Origin of the sequence: Paraburkholderia sp. GAS41 (genome assembly GCF_050436545.1) — a bacterium.
Lineage (GTDB): Bacteria > Pseudomonadota > Gammaproteobacteria > Burkholderiales > Burkholderiaceae > Paraburkholderia.
In genome coordinates this window covers 135,812-153,307 of sequence record NZ_JBNDMK010000020.1, presented here as the reverse complement: position 1 = coordinate 153,307, position 17,496 = coordinate 135,812, and the positions used below count along the sequence as shown (strand labels likewise).

12 protein-coding genes and 4 tRNA genes are annotated in these 17,496 nt (G+C 58.9%); all 16 read left to right on the top strand.

Annotation, left to right across the window (positions count from 1 at the left end):
- Positions 1–186 precede the first annotated feature (186 nt).
- A tRNA-Tyr gene (locus P3T43_RS25030) sits at positions 187–272 on the top strand.
- A gap of 42 nt (positions 273–314) precedes the next feature.
- A tRNA-Gly gene (locus tag P3T43_RS25025) sits at positions 315–388 on the top strand.
- Between the two features lie 16 nt (positions 389–404).
- A tRNA-Thr gene (locus tag P3T43_RS25020) sits at positions 405–479 on the top strand.
- A gap of 62 nt (positions 480–541) precedes the next feature.
- Positions 542–1,732 carry an elongation factor Tu gene (gene tuf / locus P3T43_RS25015; RefSeq protein WP_074262708.1) on the top strand — a complete coding sequence of 397 codons (1,191 nt, stop codon included), beginning with the start codon at positions 542–544 and terminating at the stop codon, positions 1,730–1,732.
- 64 nt (positions 1,733–1,796) lie between these two features.
- Positions 1,797–1,872, top strand: a tRNA-Trp gene (locus P3T43_RS25010).
- A gap of 35 nt (positions 1,873–1,907) precedes the next feature.
- Complete coding sequence (gene secE, locus P3T43_RS25005; RefSeq protein ID WP_074301410.1) at positions 1,908–2,288, top strand: preprotein translocase subunit SecE; 381 nt, start codon at positions 1,908–1,910, stop codon at positions 2,286–2,288.
- A gap of 1 nt (position 2,289) precedes the next feature.
- Positions 2,290–2,847, top strand: coding sequence for a transcription termination/antitermination protein NusG (nusG, locus tag P3T43_RS25000; protein WP_007180147.1), 558 nt, complete (start codon positions 2,290–2,292; stop codon positions 2,845–2,847).
- A 165-nt stretch (positions 2,848–3,012) separates the two neighbouring features.
- The gene (gene rplK / locus P3T43_RS24995) at positions 3,013–3,444 is read left to right on the top strand and encodes a 50S ribosomal protein L11 (protein ID WP_074262715.1); all 432 of its coding nucleotides are present in this window, start codon (positions 3,013–3,015) and stop codon (positions 3,442–3,444) included.
- A complete protein-coding gene (gene rplA / locus P3T43_RS24990) occupies positions 3,445–4,143 on the top strand; it encodes a 50S ribosomal protein L1 (protein WP_429283696.1) in 699 nt (232 codons plus the stop codon). It abuts the gene before it with no gap.
- 300 nt (positions 4,144–4,443) lie between these two features.
- Complete coding sequence (gene rplJ, locus P3T43_RS24985) at positions 4,444–4,947, top strand: 50S ribosomal protein L10 (RefSeq protein WP_007180144.1); 504 nt, start codon at positions 4,444–4,446, stop codon at positions 4,945–4,947.
- Positions 4,948–5,010: 63 nt separating this feature from the next.
- Complete coding sequence (gene rplL, locus P3T43_RS24980) at positions 5,011–5,382, top strand: 50S ribosomal protein L7/L12 (RefSeq protein WP_035554731.1); 372 nt, start codon at positions 5,011–5,013, stop codon at positions 5,380–5,382.
- Between the two features lie 369 nt (positions 5,383–5,751).
- Positions 5,752–9,858, top strand: coding sequence for a DNA-directed RNA polymerase subunit beta (rpoB, locus tag P3T43_RS24975; RefSeq protein WP_429283695.1), 4,107 nt, complete (start codon positions 5,752–5,754; stop codon positions 9,856–9,858).
- Between the two features lie 21 nt (positions 9,859–9,879).
- Complete coding sequence (rpoC, locus tag P3T43_RS24970; protein WP_429283694.1) at positions 9,880–14,118, top strand: DNA-directed RNA polymerase subunit beta'; 4,239 nt, start codon at positions 9,880–9,882, stop codon at positions 14,116–14,118.
- Positions 14,119–14,336: 218 nt separating this feature from the next.
- Positions 14,337–16,184 (top strand): DNA helicase RecQ, encoded by a 1,848-nt coding sequence (gene recQ, locus P3T43_RS24965; protein WP_429283693.1) that lies wholly within the window; start codon positions 14,337–14,339, stop codon positions 16,182–16,184.
- A 219-nt stretch (positions 16,185–16,403) separates the two neighbouring features.
- Positions 16,404–16,784, top strand: coding sequence for a 30S ribosomal protein S12 (gene rpsL, locus P3T43_RS24960; protein WP_035935550.1), 381 nt, complete (start codon positions 16,404–16,406; stop codon positions 16,782–16,784).
- Positions 16,785–16,964: 180 nt separating this feature from the next.
- Positions 16,965–17,435, top strand: a complete 471-nt coding sequence (rpsG, locus tag P3T43_RS24955; protein ID WP_006053291.1) for a 30S ribosomal protein S7 — start codon at positions 16,965–16,967, stop codon at positions 17,433–17,435.
- Positions 17,436–17,496: the final 61 nt, after the last annotated feature.

Below are 17,496 nucleotides of genomic sequence, written 5' to 3'. Positions count from 1 at the left end.
GATAGTGCGGATTACCCGTGTGAAAGTAGGTAATCGTCAGGCTCCCTAGCAGCAACAGAAACCCCACCCCACAAGGTGGGGTTTCTGCGTTTACGGAAAGGCTATAAGTGAGAGCTGTTGGGTTTTGAGCGGTCAAGCAAGTATTGACATTGTGCTGCTCTTCCCCCATAATCATCAGTTCTCTGCGGAGGGGTGCCCGAGTGGCTAAAGGGGGCAGACTGTAAATCTGTTGGCTTACGCCTACGTTGGTTCGAATCCAACCTCCTCCACCAGAATGCATGTAGAAGTAGTAGTTGGGAATCGAAAAGATCCTTGCGGGTGTAGCTCAATGGTAGAGCAGAAGCCTTCCAAGCTTACGACGAGGGTTCGATTCCCTTCACCCGCTCCAGTAATAAAGACGTAGCGCCCATGTGGCTCAGTGGTAGAGCACTCCCTTGGTAAGGGAGAGGTCGGCAGTTCGATCCTGCCCATGGGCACCACAAGTACTCAGTGATTGTTTGCGCGCGGCGCAACGTACGGATAATCCTCTTAGGAGTCGAAAATGGCCAAGGGTAAGTTTGAGCGGACCAAGCCGCACGTGAACGTCGGCACGATCGGTCACGTTGACCACGGCAAGACCACGCTGACGGCAGCGATCACGACGGTGCTGACCGCGAAGTTCGGCGGCGAAGCGAAGGCGTATGACCAGATCGACGCGGCGCCGGAAGAAAAGGCGCGCGGCATCACGATCAACACCGCGCACGTCGAGTACGAAACGGCGAACCGCCACTACGCACACGTCGACTGCCCGGGCCACGCTGACTATGTGAAGAACATGATCACGGGCGCGGCACAGATGGACGGCGCAATCCTGGTGTGCTCGGCCGCTGACGGCCCGATGCCGCAAACGCGTGAGCACATCCTGCTGGCGCGTCAGGTTGGCGTTCCGTACATCATCGTGTTCCTGAACAAGTGCGACATGGTGGACGACGCTGAGCTGCTGGAACTGGTCGAGATGGAAGTTCGCGAACTCCTGTCGAAGTACGACTTCCCGGGCGACGATACGCCGATCATCAAGGGTTCGGCCAAGCTGGCGCTGGAAGGCGACAAGGGCGAGCTGGGTGAAGTGGCAATCATGAACCTGGCCGACGCGCTGGACACGTACATCCCGACGCCGGAGCGCGCAGTTGACGGTGCGTTCCTGATGCCGGTGGAAGACGTGTTCTCGATCTCGGGTCGTGGCACGGTGGTGACGGGTCGCGTTGAGCGTGGCGTGGTGAAGGTCGGTGAGGAAATCGAAATTGTCGGTATCAAGCCGACGGTGAAGACGACCTGCACGGGCGTGGAAATGTTCCGCAAGCTGCTGGACCAGGGTCAGGCAGGCGACAACGTGGGTATCCTGCTGCGCGGCACGAAGCGTGAAGACGTGGAGCGTGGCCAGGTTCTGGCGAAGCCGGGTTCGATCAACCCGCACACGCACTTCACGGCTGAAGTGTACGTGCTGAGCAAGGACGAAGGCGGTCGTCACACGCCGTTCTTCAACAACTACCGTCCGCAGTTCTACTTCCGTACGACGGACGTGACGGGCTCGATTGAGCTGCCGAAGGATAAGGAAATGGTCATGCCGGGCGACAACGTGTCGATCACGGTGAAGTTGATCAACCCGATCGCGATGGAAGAAGGTCTGCGTTTCGCTATCCGCGAAGGTGGTCGTACCGTCGGCGCAGGTGTCGTTGCCAAGATTCTCGAGTAAGCCAGCCAGTACTCGATGATTAGAAGTTCCGGGGTTGGCGGTGTCGTCAACCCCAAAATGGTTTAGGGGTATAGCTCAACTGGCAGAGCGTCGGTCTCCAAAACCGAAGGTTGGGGGTTCGATTCCCTCTGCCCCTGCCAACTCTCGCGCCGTATATGGCGCTCGTTAAGGTGTTATGGCGAATCCTTCCGTCGAAACTGTAAATACTTCCGGTGACAAGCTGATGCTCGCTGCGGGTGTATTGTTGGTCTTGGCCGGGTTCGTGGGGTTCTTCTGGCTCGGTAGCCAGGAATGGTACGTCCGCGGAGCCGCCTTGGCTGTTGGCGTTATCGCGGGTGTTGCAGTCGGACTTCTCTCCGCGCCCGGTAAGGGTTTCATCGCATTCGCCAAGGACTCGTACAAGGAAGTCCGCAAAGTTGTGTGGCCGACTCGTAAAGAGGCGACGCAAACAACTCTCGTGGTGTTCGCTTTCGTGTTCATCATGGCGGTGTTTCTGTGGATTTGCGACAAATCCATTGAATGGGCGATTTTCTCGGCGATTCTGGGTTGGAAATGATATGAGTGATACTCCGGCGTCCCCGAGTGGAAAGCGTTGGTACGTGGTGCACGCCTACTCCGGCATGGAGAAGAGCGTGCAACGTGCGCTTCAGGAGCGTATCGAACGTGCTGGCATGCAGGACCAGTTTGGCCAAATCTTGGTGCCGACTGAAGAGGTGGTAGAGGTAAAGGGCGGTCACAAGTCGGTGACCGAGCGTCGTTTCTTCCCGGGCTACGTGCTCGTCGAAATGGAAATGACGGATGAAACGTGGCACCTCGTGAAGAACACGGCAAAGGTAACAGGTTTCGTGGGCGGTGCGCGCAATCGTCCTAGCCCGATTTCCCCGCGGGAAGTCGAGAAGATCATGTCGCAGATGCAGGAAGGCGTCGAGAAGCCGAGGCCTAAAACCCTGTTCGAAGTTGGCGAAATGGTCCGCGTCAAAGACGGCCCGTTCACGGATTTCAACGGTAGCGTTGAGGAAGTGAATTACGAGAAATCGCGCGTCCGCGTGTCCGTCACCATCTTCGGCCGAGCTACACCGGTCGAGTTGGAATTCGGTCAGGTTGAAAAGTTGTAGTCACTATTTTTGCGGAACGCGCCTAACGGCGCGGTCCGTATTTCGCGCTTACGGCCCGCGTAATGGCTGTTGAGGAGCGTCAGTAGTCAGTTTTTTGGCGAACACGCGCTACTACTCACTGAACGTCCGCACGCAGCAGTGCAGCGTTCCAACGAGGTTTTCAACATGGCAAAGAAAATCATCGGCTTTATCAAGCTGCAGATTCCTGCAGGTAAAGCCAACCCGTCGCCGCCGGTCGGTCCGGCACTGGGCCAACGTGGCCTGAACATCATGGAGTTCTGCAAGGCGTTCAACGCGCAGACTCAAGCAATGGAACCGGGTCTGCCGATTCCGGTTGTGATCACTGCGTTTGCCGACAAGAGCTTCACGTTCGTTCTGAAGACGCCGCCGGCTACGGTTCTGATCAAGAAGGCAGCGAAGATCGACAAGGGCTCGGCAAAGCCGCACACCGACAAGGTCGGCAAGATCACGCGTGCTCAAGCTGAAGACATCGCCAAGGCCAAGATGCCCGATCTGACGGCAGCTGACCTGGATGCAGCGGTCCGTACGATCGCTGGTAGCGCCCGCTCGATGGGCATCACTGTGGAGGGCGTGTAAATGGCTAAGCTTTCGAAGCGTCTGCAAGCATTTGCAAATAAGGTTGATCGCCAGAAGCTGTACGCGATTGACGAAGCGCTGTCGCTCGTGAAAGAGTGCGCAAGCGCGAAGTTCGACGAATCGATCGACGTTTCGGTGCAACTCGGCATCGACGCGAAGAAGTCGGACCAAGTGGTTCGCGGCTCGGTCGTGCTGCCGGCTGGTACCGGTAAGTCGGTTCGTGTTGCCGTGTTCGCCCAAGGTGAAAAGGCTGAGCAAGCTCGTGCAGCCGGCGCGGAAATCGTCGGTATGGAAGATTTGGCTGAACAGGTCAAGGCCGGCAAGCTGGACTTCGACATCGTGATCGCTTCGCCGGATACGATGCGCGTTGTTGGTACGCTCGGTCAGATCCTCGGCCCGCGTGGTTTGATGCCGAACCCGAAGGTCGGTACGGTGACGCCGGACGTCGCAACGGCTGTGAAGAACGCCAAGGCTGGTCAGGTGCAATTCCGTGTCGACAAGGCCGGTATTATTCACGCCACTATTGGCCGTGCTTCGTTCGAGCCGACGGCTCTGCGCAGCAACCTGGCTGCTCTCGTCGAAGCGCTGCAAAAAGCGAAGCCGGCAACGAGCAAGGGTGTGTACCTGCGTAAGGTCGCGCTGTCGAGCACGATGGGCGTTGGCGTTCGCGTCGACCAGACATCGCTCGCAGCACAGTAAGAAATTCACCGCCTCGATGTGAGTTGAGGCGGTTTAAGGGCTTTGGGCGGTCGCAGGATGGCAGTCTGCATCAGGCGACCGGTTATCAAAGACCGTTGGCGGGAAAGCAGCAGTCAGGCGGCCCCTTAATGTAAAGCCAACGCAGATGGCGAACCCGAAAAGGTTTTGTAGTGATGAAACCGTTGGTTGTCCGCAGCAATGCGGGGAGCGGGCGGTCGAAGTACTCCTGACTGGTCGGACGCCGTTATTGAACGCGGTACACAAGGCGCACGCTGCGTGTATCGAATCTGGAGGTTAACCGTGCCACTTAACAAAGAAAGCAAGCAGGCCGTCGTCGCTGAGGTTGCCGCGCAAGTCGCGAAAGCCCAGACCGTGGTTCTGGCTGAGTATCGTGGAATCGCGGTTGGCGATCTGACCAAGCTGCGCGCGAAAGCGCGTGAGCAACAGGTTTACCTTCGCGTGTTGAAGAACACGCTGGCGCGTCGCGCTGTCGAAGGTACCCCGTTTGCTCCGCTGGCAGAGCAGATGACTGGCCCCCTGATCTACGGCATCTCGGAAGATGCAATTGCTGCTGCCAAGGTCGTCAACGACTTCGGCAAAACCAATGACAAGTTGATCATCAAGGCTGGTTCCTACGAAGGCAAGGTGATGGACAAGGCTGGCGTGCAAGCGCTGGCAAACATCCCGAGCCGCGAGGAACTGCTCTCCAAGCTGTTGTACGTTATGCAGGCACCTGTTTCCGGCTTCGCGCGCGCTCTGGCCGCGCTGGCAGAAAAGAAACAAGGCGAAGAAACCGCTGCGTAACGCACTTCGGCTGAGCGTGATTGATCGCTGGCTGTATCCGAATTCAATTTAGGAGTATTTCAAATGGCAATCGCAAAAGAAGACATCCTCGAAGCGGTAAGCTCGATGTCGGTTCTGGAACTGAACGAGCTGGTTAAGGCGTTCGAAGAAAAGTTTGGCGTGTCGGCAGCTGCTGTTGCAGTGGCAGGCCCGGCAGGCGCAGCTGCGGCTGTGGCTGAAGAACAAACCGAATTCACGGTCAACCTGACGGAAGTCGGCGCGAACAAGGTTTCGGTCATTAAGGCTGTTCGTGAACTGACGGGTCTCGGCCTGAAGGAAGCGAAGGATCTGGTTGACGGTGCACCGAAGCCTGTTAAGGAAGCGGTACCGAAGGCTGCAGCTGAAGAAGCCAAGAAGAAGCTGGAAGAAGCCGGCGCGAAAGCTGAAATCAAGTAAGTTTCGGCGCGCTGTGCGAAGGCTGGCGGTTTTCCACCGCCGGCCTTTTTGTGCTTTGTGGGAACTACGTTTTTGCATGGATGATTCGGCAAGAACGTGACCCTAGAGGCCAAAGAAAACCGCCTTTCAGCAACATTGACCGGCGTTTCTCTTTGTCTTCTGAAGCGACTGCAGAAGGCAAGTTTGGTCGGGTAGCGGGCAACATAGGCATCCGCTGCCGTCAGCCAGCGGTTGGTAGCGGCCAACCACCAAGCTTCTAGGCTCGTTCAAGCCATCGGACGGCCATCGGGTCTCAGTCGGTGAACACTCGGGTTGTCTCATCAAGGTATCCTGCCTCGACAACAATGCCCGCCGTGATTCGGAGATCGTATGCAATATTCCTTCACCGAGAAGAAGCGTATTCGCAAGAGTTTCGCGAAGCGCCCCATCGTTCACCAAGTACCTTTCCTGCTGGCTACCCAGCTTGAATCATTCAGCACGTTTCTGCAAGCCGACACGTCTTCGACGCAACGCAAGCCGGAAGGCCTGCAAGCGGCGTTTACGTCCGTTTTCCCCATTGTTTCTCACAACGGCTTCGCCCGTCTAGAGTTCGTCAGCTACATGCTGTCGCCGCCGGCATTCAACATCAAGGAATGTCAGCAGCGCGGTTTGACGTACTGTTCGGCTCTGCGCGCCAAAGTACGCCTCGTGCTGCTCGACAAGGAATCGCCGAGCAAGCCGGTCGTCAAGGAAGTGAAGGAGCAGGAAGTGTACATGGGCGAAATTCCGCTCATGACGCCGACCGGTTCGTTCGTCATCAACGGCACGGAACGTGTAATCGTTTCGCAGTTGCACCGCTCGCCGGGCGTGTTCTTCGAACACGACAAGGGCAAGACGCATAGCTCGGGCAAGCTGCTGTTCTCGGCACGTATCATTCCTTACCGTGGTTCGTGGCTCGACTTCGAATTCGATCCGAAGGACGTGCTGTACTTCCGCGTTGACCGTCGCCGCAAGATGCCGGTCACGATCCTGTTGAAGGCCATTGGCCTTACGCCGGAACAGATCCTCGCAAACTTCTTCGTGTTCGACAATTTCACGCTGATGCCGGAAGGCGCGCAGATGGAATTCGTGCCGGAGCGTCTGCGTGGTGAAGTCGCGCGCTTCGATATCACGGACCGTGACGGTAACGTGATCGTCCAGAAGGACAAGCGGATCAACGCCAAGCACATTCGCGACCTCGAAAACGCGAAGACGAAATTCATCTCGGTTCCGGAAGACTATTTGCTCGGCCGCGTGCTGGCGAAGAACGTCGTCGACGGCGACACGGGTGAAGTCATCGCTAACGCGAATGACGAAATCACCGAGACCGTCCTCGAAAAGCTGCGCGAAGCGAAGATCAAGGACATCCAGACGCTCTACACGAACGACCTGGATCAAGGTCCGTATATCTCGTCGACGCTGCGCATTGACGAAACCGCGGACAAGATGGCCGCGCGCATCGCGATCTACCGCATGATGCGCCCGGGCGAGCCGCCGACAGAAGAAGCCGTCGAGGCGCTGTTCAATCGTCTGTTCTACAGCGAAGACGCATACGACCTGTCCAAGGTGGGTCGTATGAAGTTCAACCGGCGTGTCGGCCGCGACGAAATCGTCGGCCCGATGACGCTGCAGGACGACGACATCCTCGCGACGATCAAGATCCTGGTCGAACTGCGTAACGGCAAGGGCGAAGTGGACGACATTGACCACTTGGGCAATCGTCGTGTGCGTTGCGTCGGCGAACTGGCGGAGAACCAGTTCCGTGCGGGTCTCGTGCGTGTGGAACGTGCTGTGAAGGAACGCCTCGGCCAGGCCGAAAGCGAAAACCTGATGCCGCACGACCTGATCAACTCGAAGCCGATTTCTTCGGCCATTCGCGAGTTCTTCGGTTCGTCGCAGCTCTCGCAGTTCATGGACCAAACCAACCCGCTGTCGGAAATCACCCACAAGCGCCGCGTTTCGGCTCTTGGCCCGGGCGGTTTGACGCGTGAGCGCGCTGGCTTTGAAGTCCGCGACGTGCACCCGACCCACTATGGCCGCGTGTGCCCGATTGAAACGCCGGAAGGTCCGAACATTGGCCTGATCAACTCGCTGGCTCTGTACGCGCATCTGAACGAATACGGCTTCCTCGAAACGCCGTATCGCAAGGTGGTGGACAGCAAGGTGACCGATCAGATCGACTATTTGTCGGCGATCGAAGAAGGTCGTTACGTGATCGCTCAGGCGAACGCGGCAGTGGCTGCTGACGGCTCGCTGACCGACGAACTGGTGTCCTCGCGTGAAGCGGGCGAAACGCTGATGGTCACGCCGGACCGCATCCAGTACATGGACGTGGCGCCGTCGCAGATCGTTTCCGTGGCAGCCTCGCTGATTCCGTTCCTTGAGCACGATGACGCGAACCGCGCATTGATGGGTTCGAACATGCAGCGTCAGGCTGTACCGTGTCTGCGTCCTGAAAAGGCCGTGGTCGGTACCGGCATTGAACGCACGGTAGCAGTCGACTCGGGTACGACGGTTCAGGCATTCCGCGGTGGCATAGTGGATTACGTCGACGCAGGCCGTATGGTGATCCGCGTGAATGACGATGAAGCCGCTGATGGCGAAACCGGCGTGGACATCTATAACCTGATCAAGTACACGCGTTCGAACCAGAACACGAACATCAACCAGCGCCCGATCGTGAAGGTCGGCGACATCGTGTCGCGTGGCGACGTGCTGGCTGACGGCGCATCGACCGACCTCGGCGAACTGGCTCTCGGTCAGAACATGCTGGTCGCGTTCATGCCGTGGAACGGCTACAACTTCGAAGATTCGATCTTGATCTCGGAGAAGGTGGTTGCGGACGACCGTTATACGTCGATCCACATCGAAGAACTGAACGTCGTTGCTCGCGATACGAAGCTCGGACCGGAAGAAATCACGCGCGACATCTCGAACCTGGCTGAAGTGCAACTCGGCCGTCTCGATGAGTCGGGCATCGTCTATATCGGCGCTGAAGTCGAAGCAGGCGACGTGCTGGTCGGTAAGGTGACGCCGAAGGGCGAAACCCAGCTGACGCCGGAAGAAAAGCTGCTGCGCGCGATCTTCGGTGAGAAGGCTTCGGACGTGAAGGATACCTCGCTGCGCGTGCCGTCCGGCATGAGCGGCACGGTTATCGACGTGCAAGTGTTCACGCGTGAAGGCATCCAGCGCGACAAGCGCGCCCAGCAGATCATCGACGATGAACTGAAGCGCTATCGCCTCGACCTGAACGACCAGTTGCGTATCGTGGAAGGCGATGCATTCCAGCGTCTCGCTCGTATGCTGGACGGCAAGGTCGCGAACGGTGGACCGAAGAAGCTCGCGAAGGGCACGAAGATCGAACAGGCTTACCTGGAAGATCTCGACCACTATCACTGGTTCGACATCCGCCTCGCGGACGAAGAGGCAGCGGCGCAGCTCGAAGCCATCAAGGACTCGATCGAACAGAAGCGTCACCAGTTCGACCTCGCGTTCGAAGAAAAGCGCAAGAAGCTCACCCAGGGCGACGAACTGCCGCCAGGCGTACTGAAGATGGTCAAGGTGTACCTGGCAGTCAAGCGTCGCCTGCAGCCTGGTGACAAGATGGCCGGTCGTCACGGTAACAAGGGTGTGGTGTCGAAGATCGTTCCGATCGAAGACATGCCGTACATGGCCGATGGCCGTCCGGCTGACGTCGTGCTGAATCCGCTCGGCGTGCCGTCGCGGATGAACGTGGGTCAGGTTCTCGAAGTGCATCTGGGTTGGGCCGCGAAGGGTCTCGGCTGGCGTATCGGCGAAATGCTGCAGCGTCAGGCGAAGATTACTGAACTGCGCGAATTCCTGATCAAGATCTACAACGAGTCGGGCCGCGCTGAAGAGCTGGACAGCTTCACGGACGACGAAATCGTCGAACTGGCGAAGAACCTGCGCGAAGGCGTTCCGTTTGCGACGCCGGTGTTCGACGGTGCGACGGAAGAAGAAATGTCGCGCGCGCTGGATCTGGCCTTCCCGGACGACATCGCGAAGAACCTCGGCATGACGCCGTCGAAGAACCAGGTGCGTCTGTACGACGGCCGCACGGGCGAAATGTTCGAGCGCACGGTCACGGTCGGCTACATGCACTACCTGAAACTGCACCACTTGGTCGACGACAAGATGCACGCGCGTTCCACGGGCCCGTACTCGCTCGTGACGCAGCAGCCGTTGGGCGGTAAGGCGCAATTCGGTGGCCAGCGTTTCGGTGAAATGGAAGTGTGGGCGCTCGAAGCGTACGGCGCATCGTACGTGCTGCAGGAAATGCTGACGGTGAAGTCGGATGACGTGACTGGCCGGACCAAGGTCTATGAGAACCTGGTCAAGGGCGATCACGTGATCGATGCAGGCATGCCGGAATCCTTCAACGTGTTGGTGAAGGAAATCCGCTCGCTCGGTATCGATATCGACCTCGACCGCAACTAATCGGACTACGGAGAGAAGGCAATGAAAGCTCTGCTCGATCTATTCAAGCAAGTCCAACAAGAAGAAGTTTTTGACGCAATCAAGATCGGTCTGGCCTCGCCGGACAAGATCCGTTCGTGGTCGTTCGGTGAAGTGAAGAAGCCGGAAACCATCAACTACCGGACGTTCAAGCCGGAACGTGATGGTCTGTTCTGCGCGAAGATTTTCGGGCCGATCAAGGACTACGAATGCCTGTGCGGTAAGTACAAGCGCCTGAAGCATCGTGGCGTGATCTGCGAAAAGTGCGGCGTTGAAGTCACGCTGGCGAAGGTGCGTCGCGAACGGATGGGCCACATTGAACTGGCCTCGCCGGTTGCGCACATCTGGTTCCTGAAGTCGCTGCCGTCGCGTCTGGGCATGGTGCTCGACATGACGCTGCGCGACATCGAACGCGTGCTGTACTTCGAAGCGTACGTGGTGATCGACCCGGGCATGACGCCGCTGAAAGCGCGGCAGATCATGACCGAAGAGGATTACTACAACAAGGTCGAAGAGTACGGTGACGAATTCCGTGCCGAAATGGGCGCGGAAGGCGTGCGCGAACTGCTGCGCGCGATCAACATCGACGAGCAGGTCGAGATGCTGCGCACCGAACTCAAGAACACGGGTTCGGAAGCGAAGATCAAGAAGTACGCGAAGCGCCTGAAGGTGCTCGAGGCTTTCCAGCGTTCGGGCATCAAGCCTGACTGGATGGTGCTCGAAGTGCTGCCGGTGCTGCCGCCGGAACTGCGTCCGCTGGTGCCGCTGGACGGCGGCCGCTTCGCGACGTCGGACCTGAACGACCTGTATCGCCGCGTGATCAACCGTAACAACCGGTTGAAGCGTCTGCTCGAACTGAAGGCGCCTGAAATCATCGTCCGCAACGAAAAGCGGATGCTGCAGGAAGCCGTCGATTCGTTGCTCGATAACGGTCGCCGCGGTAAGGCCATGACCGGCGCGAACAAGCGTCCGCTGAAGTCGCTCGCTGACATGATCAAGGGTAAGGGCGGTCGTTTCCGTCAGAACTTGCTCGGTAAGCGCGTGGACTACTCGGGCCGTTCGGTGATCGTGGTCGGCCCGACGCTCAAGCTGCATCAGTGCGGTCTGCCGAAGCTGATGGCGCTCGAACTGTTCAAGCCGTTCATCTTCAACAAGCTCGAAGTGATGGGTGTCGCTACCACCATCAAGGCTGCGAAGAAGGAAGTCGAGAACCAGACCGCCGTGGTGTGGGACATCCTCGAAGAGGTGATCCGCGAGCATCCGGTCATGCTGAACCGTGCGCCGACGCTGCACCGTCTTGGCATTCAGGCTTTCGAGCCGGTGCTGATCGAAGGTAAGGCAATCCAGTTGCACCCGCTCGTTTGCGCGGCGTTCAACGCCGACTTCGACGGTGACCAGATGGCCGTGCACGTGCCGCTGTCGCTGGAAGCGCAGATGGAAGCGCGTACGCTGATGCTGGCGTCGAACAACGTCCTGTTCCCGGCCAACGGCGATCCGTCGATCGTGCCGTCGCAGGATATCGTGCTCGGCCTGTATTACGCGACCCGTGAAGCTGTGAACGGCAAGGGCGAAGGCCTGACGTTCACGGGCGTCTCGGAAGCGCTACGTGCGTACGAGAACAAGGAAGTCGAGCTGGCTTCGCGCGTCAACGTTCGGATCACCGAAATGGTCCACAACGAAGACAAGTCGGAAGGTGCGCCGGCATTCGTGCCGAAGATCACGCTGTATGCGACGACCGTCGGCCGTTCGATCCTGTCGGAAATTCTGCCGCCGGGCCTGCCGTTCTCGGTGCTGAACAAGCCGCTGAAGAAGAAGGAAATTTCGCGTCTGATCAACACCGCATTCCGCAAGTGCGGTCTGCGTGAAACGGTGATTTTCGCCGACCAGTTGATGCAGTCGGGTTTCCGTCTGGCAACGCGCGCCGGTATTTCGATCTGCGTGGACGACATGCTCGTGCCGCCGCAGAAGGAAACCATCGTCGGCGACGCCGCGAAGAAGGTGAAGGAATACGACCGTCAGTACATGTCGGGTCTCGTCACATCGCAAGAGCGCTACAACAACGTGGTCGACATCTGGTCGGCAACGTCGGAAGCGGTCGGCAAGGCGATGATGGAACAGCTGTCGACGGAGCCGGTGGTCGATCGCGACGGCAATCAGACGCGTCAAGAGTCGTTCAACTCCATCTACATGATGGCCGACTCGGGTGCTCGTGGTTCCGCAGTTCAGATTCGTCAGTTGGCCGGTATGCGTGGCCTGATGGCGAAGCCGGACGGCTCGATCATCGAGACGCCGATTACGGCGAACTTCCGCGAAGGCCTGAACGTGTTGCAGTACTTCATCTCGACCCACGGTGCACGTAAGGGTCTGGCTGATACGGCACTGAAGACGGCAAACTCGGGTTACCTGACGCGTCGTCTCGTCGACGTGACGCAGGATCTGGTGGTGGTCGAAGACGATTGCGGTACGTCGAACGGCGTCGCCATGAAGGCGTTGGTCGAAGGCGGTGAAGTGGTCGAAGCGCTGCGTGACCGGATCCTCGGTCGTGTGGCGGTGGCGGATGTCGTCAATCCGGAATCGCAGGAAACGCTGTACGAAGCCGGCACGTTGCTCGACGAAGATGCGGTTGAAGAAATCGAACGCCTCGGCATCGACGAAGTGCGCGTGCGCACGCCGCTGACTTGCGAAACGCGCTACGGTCTGTGCGCAGCCTGCTACGGCCGCGACCTGGGCCGCGGCTCGTCGGTCAACGTCGGCGAGGCAGTGGGCGTGATCGCTGCTCAGTCGATCGGCGAACCGGGCACGCAGCTGACGATGCGTACGTTCCACATCGGCGGCGCGGCATCGCGTGCGGCAGTGGCTTCGTCGGTTGAAGCCAAGTCGAATGGTACGGTCCGTTTCACGTCGACGATGCGTTACGTGACGAATGCGAAGGGCGAGCAGATCGTCATCTCGCGTTCGGGCGAAGCGATGATCACCGACGACCACGGTCGCGAGCGCGAACGTCACAAGGTGCCGTACGGCGCGACGCTGTTGCAACTGGACGGCGCGCAGATCAAGGCCGGCACGCAACTGGCGACGTGGGATCCGATGACGCGTCCGATCATCACCGAGTACGGTGGTACGGTGAAGTTCGAAAACGTCGAAGAAGGCGTGACGGTTGCCAAGCAGATCGACGACGTGACGGGTCTCTCGACGCTGGTCGTGATCGACGTGAAGCGCCGTGGTTCGCAAGCGTCGAAGACGGTGCGTCCGCAAGTCAAGCTGCTCGATGCAGCCGGCGAAGAAGTCAAGATCCCGAACACCGAGCATTCGGTGCAGATCGGCTTCCAGGTTGGCGCTCTGATCACCGTGAAGGACGGTCAGCAAGTGCAGGTTGGTGAAGTGCTCGCACGGATCCCGGTTGAATCGCAAAAAACGCGTGACATTACCGGTGGTCTGCCGCGTGTGGCCGAACTGTTCGAAGCGCGCTCGCCGAAGGACGCCGGCATTCTGGCGGAAGTCACGGGCACGACGTCGTTCGGTAAGGACACGAAGGGCAAGCAGCGTCTCGTTATCACGGACCTCGAAGGCAATCAGCACGAGTTCCTGATCGCGAAGGAAAAGCAGGTTCTGGTGCACGATGGTCAGGTCGTCAACAAGGGCGAAATGATTGTCGACGGGCCGGCTGATCCGCACGACATCCTGCGTTTGCAGGGCGTCGAAGCGCTGGCGCGCTACATCGTGGACGAAGTGCAGGACGTGTATCGTCTGCAGGGCGTGAAGATCAATGACAAGCACATTGAAGTGATCGTCCGTCAGATGCTGCGTCGTGTGCAGATCGTCGACAACGGTGACACGCGCTTCATCATGGGCGAACAGGTCGAGCGCTCGGATATGCTCGACGAAAACGACCGGATGGCTGCGGAAGACAAGATCCCGGCGACTTACGACAACGTGTTGCTCGGTATCACGAAGGCGTCGCTGTCGACCGATTCGTTCATCTCTGCGGCGTCGTTCCAGGAAACGACTCGCGTGCTGACCGAAGCGGCGATTATGGGCAAGCGCGACGATCTGCGTGGTCTGAAGGAAAACGTGATCGTCGGCCGTCTGATTCCGGCCGGTACGGGTCTCGCGTTCCACAAGGCACGCAAGAGCAAGGAACTGTCGGATCGCGAACGTTTCGACCAGATCGCAGCGGAAGAGTCGTTCGAATTCGGTACGCCGGAAACGCCGGCCGCCGAACAGCAGCACTCAGGCGAGTAAGCTCAGTTGCGTCAATCCAGGCGGCGTGAGCCGCTTGGGCTCAGCAGCTAGCGAGGCCGCTCAGTCACGACTGAGCGGCTTTTTTTTGCGCCGCTTTTTTCGCGCGTTCGTTCACGGATTGATAGGCCGATTGGCTAACGTTGACGGAAAGCGCAGGCGCAACGCGAATGCGTTGGTAAAATTCGTGTCACCGGCATCACGCTGCTTCTCTCAAATTCATGTCCCGTCCGCTTGAAATCCTCAACGAAGTATTCGGCTATCCCGCGTTCCGAGGGCAGCAGGGCGAAATTGTCGAGCACGTCGCCGGCGGTGGGGATTGCCTTGTGCTGATGCCGACGGGCGGCGGGAAATCGCTGTGTTACCAGATCCCGTCTCTCGTGCGGCGGGAAGCAGGGCTTGGCGCTGGCATTGTGGTGTCGCCCTTGATTGCGTTGATGCAGGATCAGGTCGCCGCGCTCAAGGAAGTCGGCGTGCGGGCGGCGTATCTGAATTCGACACTGTCCGGCCCCGAAGCCGCTGCAACGGAACGTGCGTTGCGCGAGGGCGAGATCGATCTTTTGTACGTCGCGCCGGAACGGTTGATGACGTCGCGCTTCCAGGAACTGCTGGAGCGCACGCGCATCGGCCTGTTTGCCATCGACGAAGCGCATTGCGTATCGCAATGGGGGCACGATTTCCGGCCCGAATATATTCAGCTGTCGGTGTTGCACGAACGGTTTCCAAACGTGCCGCGCATCGCCCTTACCGCGACGGCGGACGACATCACGCGTGACGAGATCATCCACCGGCTGGCGCTGGACGATGCGCGCGTGTTCGTGTCCAGTTTCGATCGTCCGAACATCCGTTATCGCATCGTCGAAAAGGACAATGCTCGCTCGCAACTGCTCGACTTCATTCGCGCTGAGCACACGAGGCCCGACGGCACGACCGATGCCGGCGTGGTTTATTGCCTGTCGCGTCGCAAGGTGGAAGAAACCGCGGAGTGGCTCAAAGAGAAAGGCATGCGTGCGCTGCCTTACCACGCGGGCATGGAGTTCGAAATCCGCCAGAAACATCAGGAGATGTTTCAGCGCGAAGAAGGCATCGTGATGTGCGCAACCATTGCCTTTGGTATGGGTATCGACAAGCCGGACGTGCGCTTTGTCGCTCACCTCGATTTGCCGAAGAGTGTGGAAGGCTATTACCAGGAAACCGGCCGCGCCGGCCGTGACGGCATGCCGGCCAACGCGTGGATGGCGTATGGTCTTGGCGATGTGGTTCAGCAGCGCAAGATGATCGACGAGTCCGATGCCGACGACGCACACAAGCGTGTGCAGACCGGCAAGCTCGATGCGCTGCTTGGTTTGTGCGAAGCGGCGACGTGTCGCCGCGTTCGCCTGCTCAATTATTTCGGCGAATCGAGCAAGCCGTGTGGCAATTGCGACACGTGCCTCGAGCCGCCTGACACGTGGGATGCGACGCGCGAGGCGCAAATGGCGCTGTCCTGCGTGTTCCGCGCGCAGCGTGCGAGCGGATTCCACTTTGGCGCCGGACATCTGATCGACATTCTGCGCGGCAATCGCAGCGAGAAAATTCTGCAACGCGGGCACGAGAAGTTGACCACCTTCGGCATTGGTGCCGCGTTGGGCGAGCCGGAATGGCGCGCCATCTTCCGTCAACTCGTGGCCTTCGGTTATCTGACGGTTGACCACGAGGGGTTCGGATCACTGGTGCTAACCGAGGCGAGCAAGGCGGTGCTCAAAAGCGAGCTGAACGTCACCATGCGCCGCTACGTGAAACCCACGCGTACGCGCCAGTCTTCCGGGCGCACCAGCGAGCGCGCCGATCCGACCATTGGCATGGGTCCGCGAGAACGGGCCCGCTGGGACCGGTTGCGCGCGTGGCGTACAGAGACGGCGAAGACCGATGGCGTGCCAGCGTACGTGATCTTCCACGACGCCACCCTGGCGGAAATTGCACGCAACGGTCCTGGCTCGATCGAGGACCTGCGCGGTATTCCGGGCATGGGGGCACGCAAACTCGACCGCTTCGGCTGGGAGTTGCTGGAAGTGGTGACCGCGGATTAGCCGTTGCCGGTCCCCAGGCGCGTCAACCCTTGCAACCTGTTGACTCGCTTAGCATTTTCGGAATATCATGCTAGGTTCCGGTTCTTGGAATGTCGTTGTGCGGGGTGAGTGTAAGGTCAGTTCGCACGGCGCCAATCGGATCCGGAAGTTCGATGCGCAATCGGTTCTGCTTTGCCCAGAAAGATTTGCGTCGATTTTGTTCAATTTCAGGAATAAACAATGCCAACCATCAATCAACTGGTTCGCAAAGGCCGCGCTTCGGAAACAGTGAAGAGCAAGAGCCCGGCTTTGCAGGACTGCCCCCAGCGTCGCGGTGTGTGCACTCGCGTGTACACCACGACGCCGAAGAAGCCGAACTCGGCACTTCGTAAGGTCGCCAAGGTGCGCCTGACGAACGGCTTCGAAGTCATTTCGTACATCGGTGGTGAAGGCCACAACCTGCAGGAACACTCGGTCGTGCTGATTCGCGGCGGTCGTGTGAAAGACTTGCCGGGTGTGCGTTACCACATGGTTCGCGGCTCGCTGGATACCCAGGGCGTCAAGGATCGTAAGCAAGCTCGCTCGAAGTACGGTGCAAAGCGTGCCAAGGCTGGCAAGTAATTAGCCGGTCGAGTAGTTTCAGGTCGCCTGCATGGGCGGTATTAGCGGTGGTGCCGGAATCGCCGGTGCTGTCGAGTAAGTGGTCACCCGACCAGGCTGGTAAGTCGTTAGAGATGAATCGGGTTAGTTGGTGGCCGCGGAGCTAAACACAGCTCCAACTGAAAAGTTAAAGGAAGAAACATGCCGCGTCGTCGCGAAGTCCCCAAGCGGGAAGTGTTGCCGGATCCGAAGTTCGGTAACGTAGATGTAGCCAAGTTCATGAACGTTCTGATGCTCTCCGGCAAGAAGTCAGTTGCCGAGCGTATCGTGTACGGCGCTTTTGAACAGATCCAGACCAAGGGTGGCAAGGACCCGCTGGAAGTGTTCACGGTAGCGCTCAACAACGTGAAGCCGGTGGTCGAAGTGAAGAGCCGTCGCGTTGGTGGTGCGAACTATCAGGTTCCGGTTGAAGTGCGTCCGTCGCGTCGTATGGCATTGGCGATGCGTTGGTTGCGTGAGGCTGCGAAGAAGCGTAGCGAGAAGTCGATGGCCCTGCGCCTGGCAGGTGAACTCTCCGAAGCGGCCGAAGGCCGTGGCGGCGCGATGAAGAAGCGCGACGAAGTTCACCGGATGGCAGAAGCCAACAAGGCGTTCTCGCACTTCCGTTTCTAAGCTTTCCCACCCCCGGGTTAGCAGCAGAAATCGGCAAGAAATTCCGGGCGGGTGCGCTTAT

Excerpts from the sequence above, each read along its gene's own strand:
- tuf (WP_074262708.1), top strand. The coding sequence starts at position 542 with ATGGCCAAGGGTAAGTTTGAGCGGACCAAGCCGCACGTGAACGTCGGC.
- secE (WP_074301410.1), top strand. The coding sequence starts at position 1,908 with ATGGCGAATCCTTCCGTCGAAACTGTAAATACTTCCGGTGACAAGCTG.
- nusG (WP_007180147.1), top strand. The coding sequence starts at position 2,290 with ATGAGTGATACTCCGGCGTCCCCGAGTGGAAAGCGTTGGTACGTGGTG.
- rplK (WP_074262715.1), top strand. The coding sequence starts at position 3,013 with ATGGCAAAGAAAATCATCGGCTTTATCAAGCTGCAGATTCCTGCAGGT.
- rplA (WP_429283696.1), top strand. The coding sequence starts at position 3,445 with ATGGCTAAGCTTTCGAAGCGTCTGCAAGCATTTGCAAATAAGGTTGAT.
- rplL (WP_035554731.1), top strand. The coding sequence starts at position 5,011 with ATGGCAATCGCAAAAGAAGACATCCTCGAAGCGGTAAGCTCGATGTCG.
- rpoB (WP_429283695.1), top strand. The coding sequence starts at position 5,752 with ATGCAATATTCCTTCACCGAGAAGAAGCGTATTCGCAAGAGTTTCGCG.
- rpoC (WP_429283694.1), top strand. The coding sequence starts at position 9,880 with ATGAAAGCTCTGCTCGATCTATTCAAGCAAGTCCAACAAGAAGAAGTT.
- recQ (WP_429283693.1), top strand. The coding sequence starts at position 14,337 with ATGTCCCGTCCGCTTGAAATCCTCAACGAAGTATTCGGCTATCCCGCG.
- rpsL (WP_035935550.1), top strand. The coding sequence starts at position 16,404 with ATGCCAACCATCAATCAACTGGTTCGCAAAGGCCGCGCTTCGGAAACA.
- rpsG (WP_006053291.1), top strand. The coding sequence starts at position 16,965 with ATGCCGCGTCGTCGCGAAGTCCCCAAGCGGGAAGTGTTGCCGGATCCG.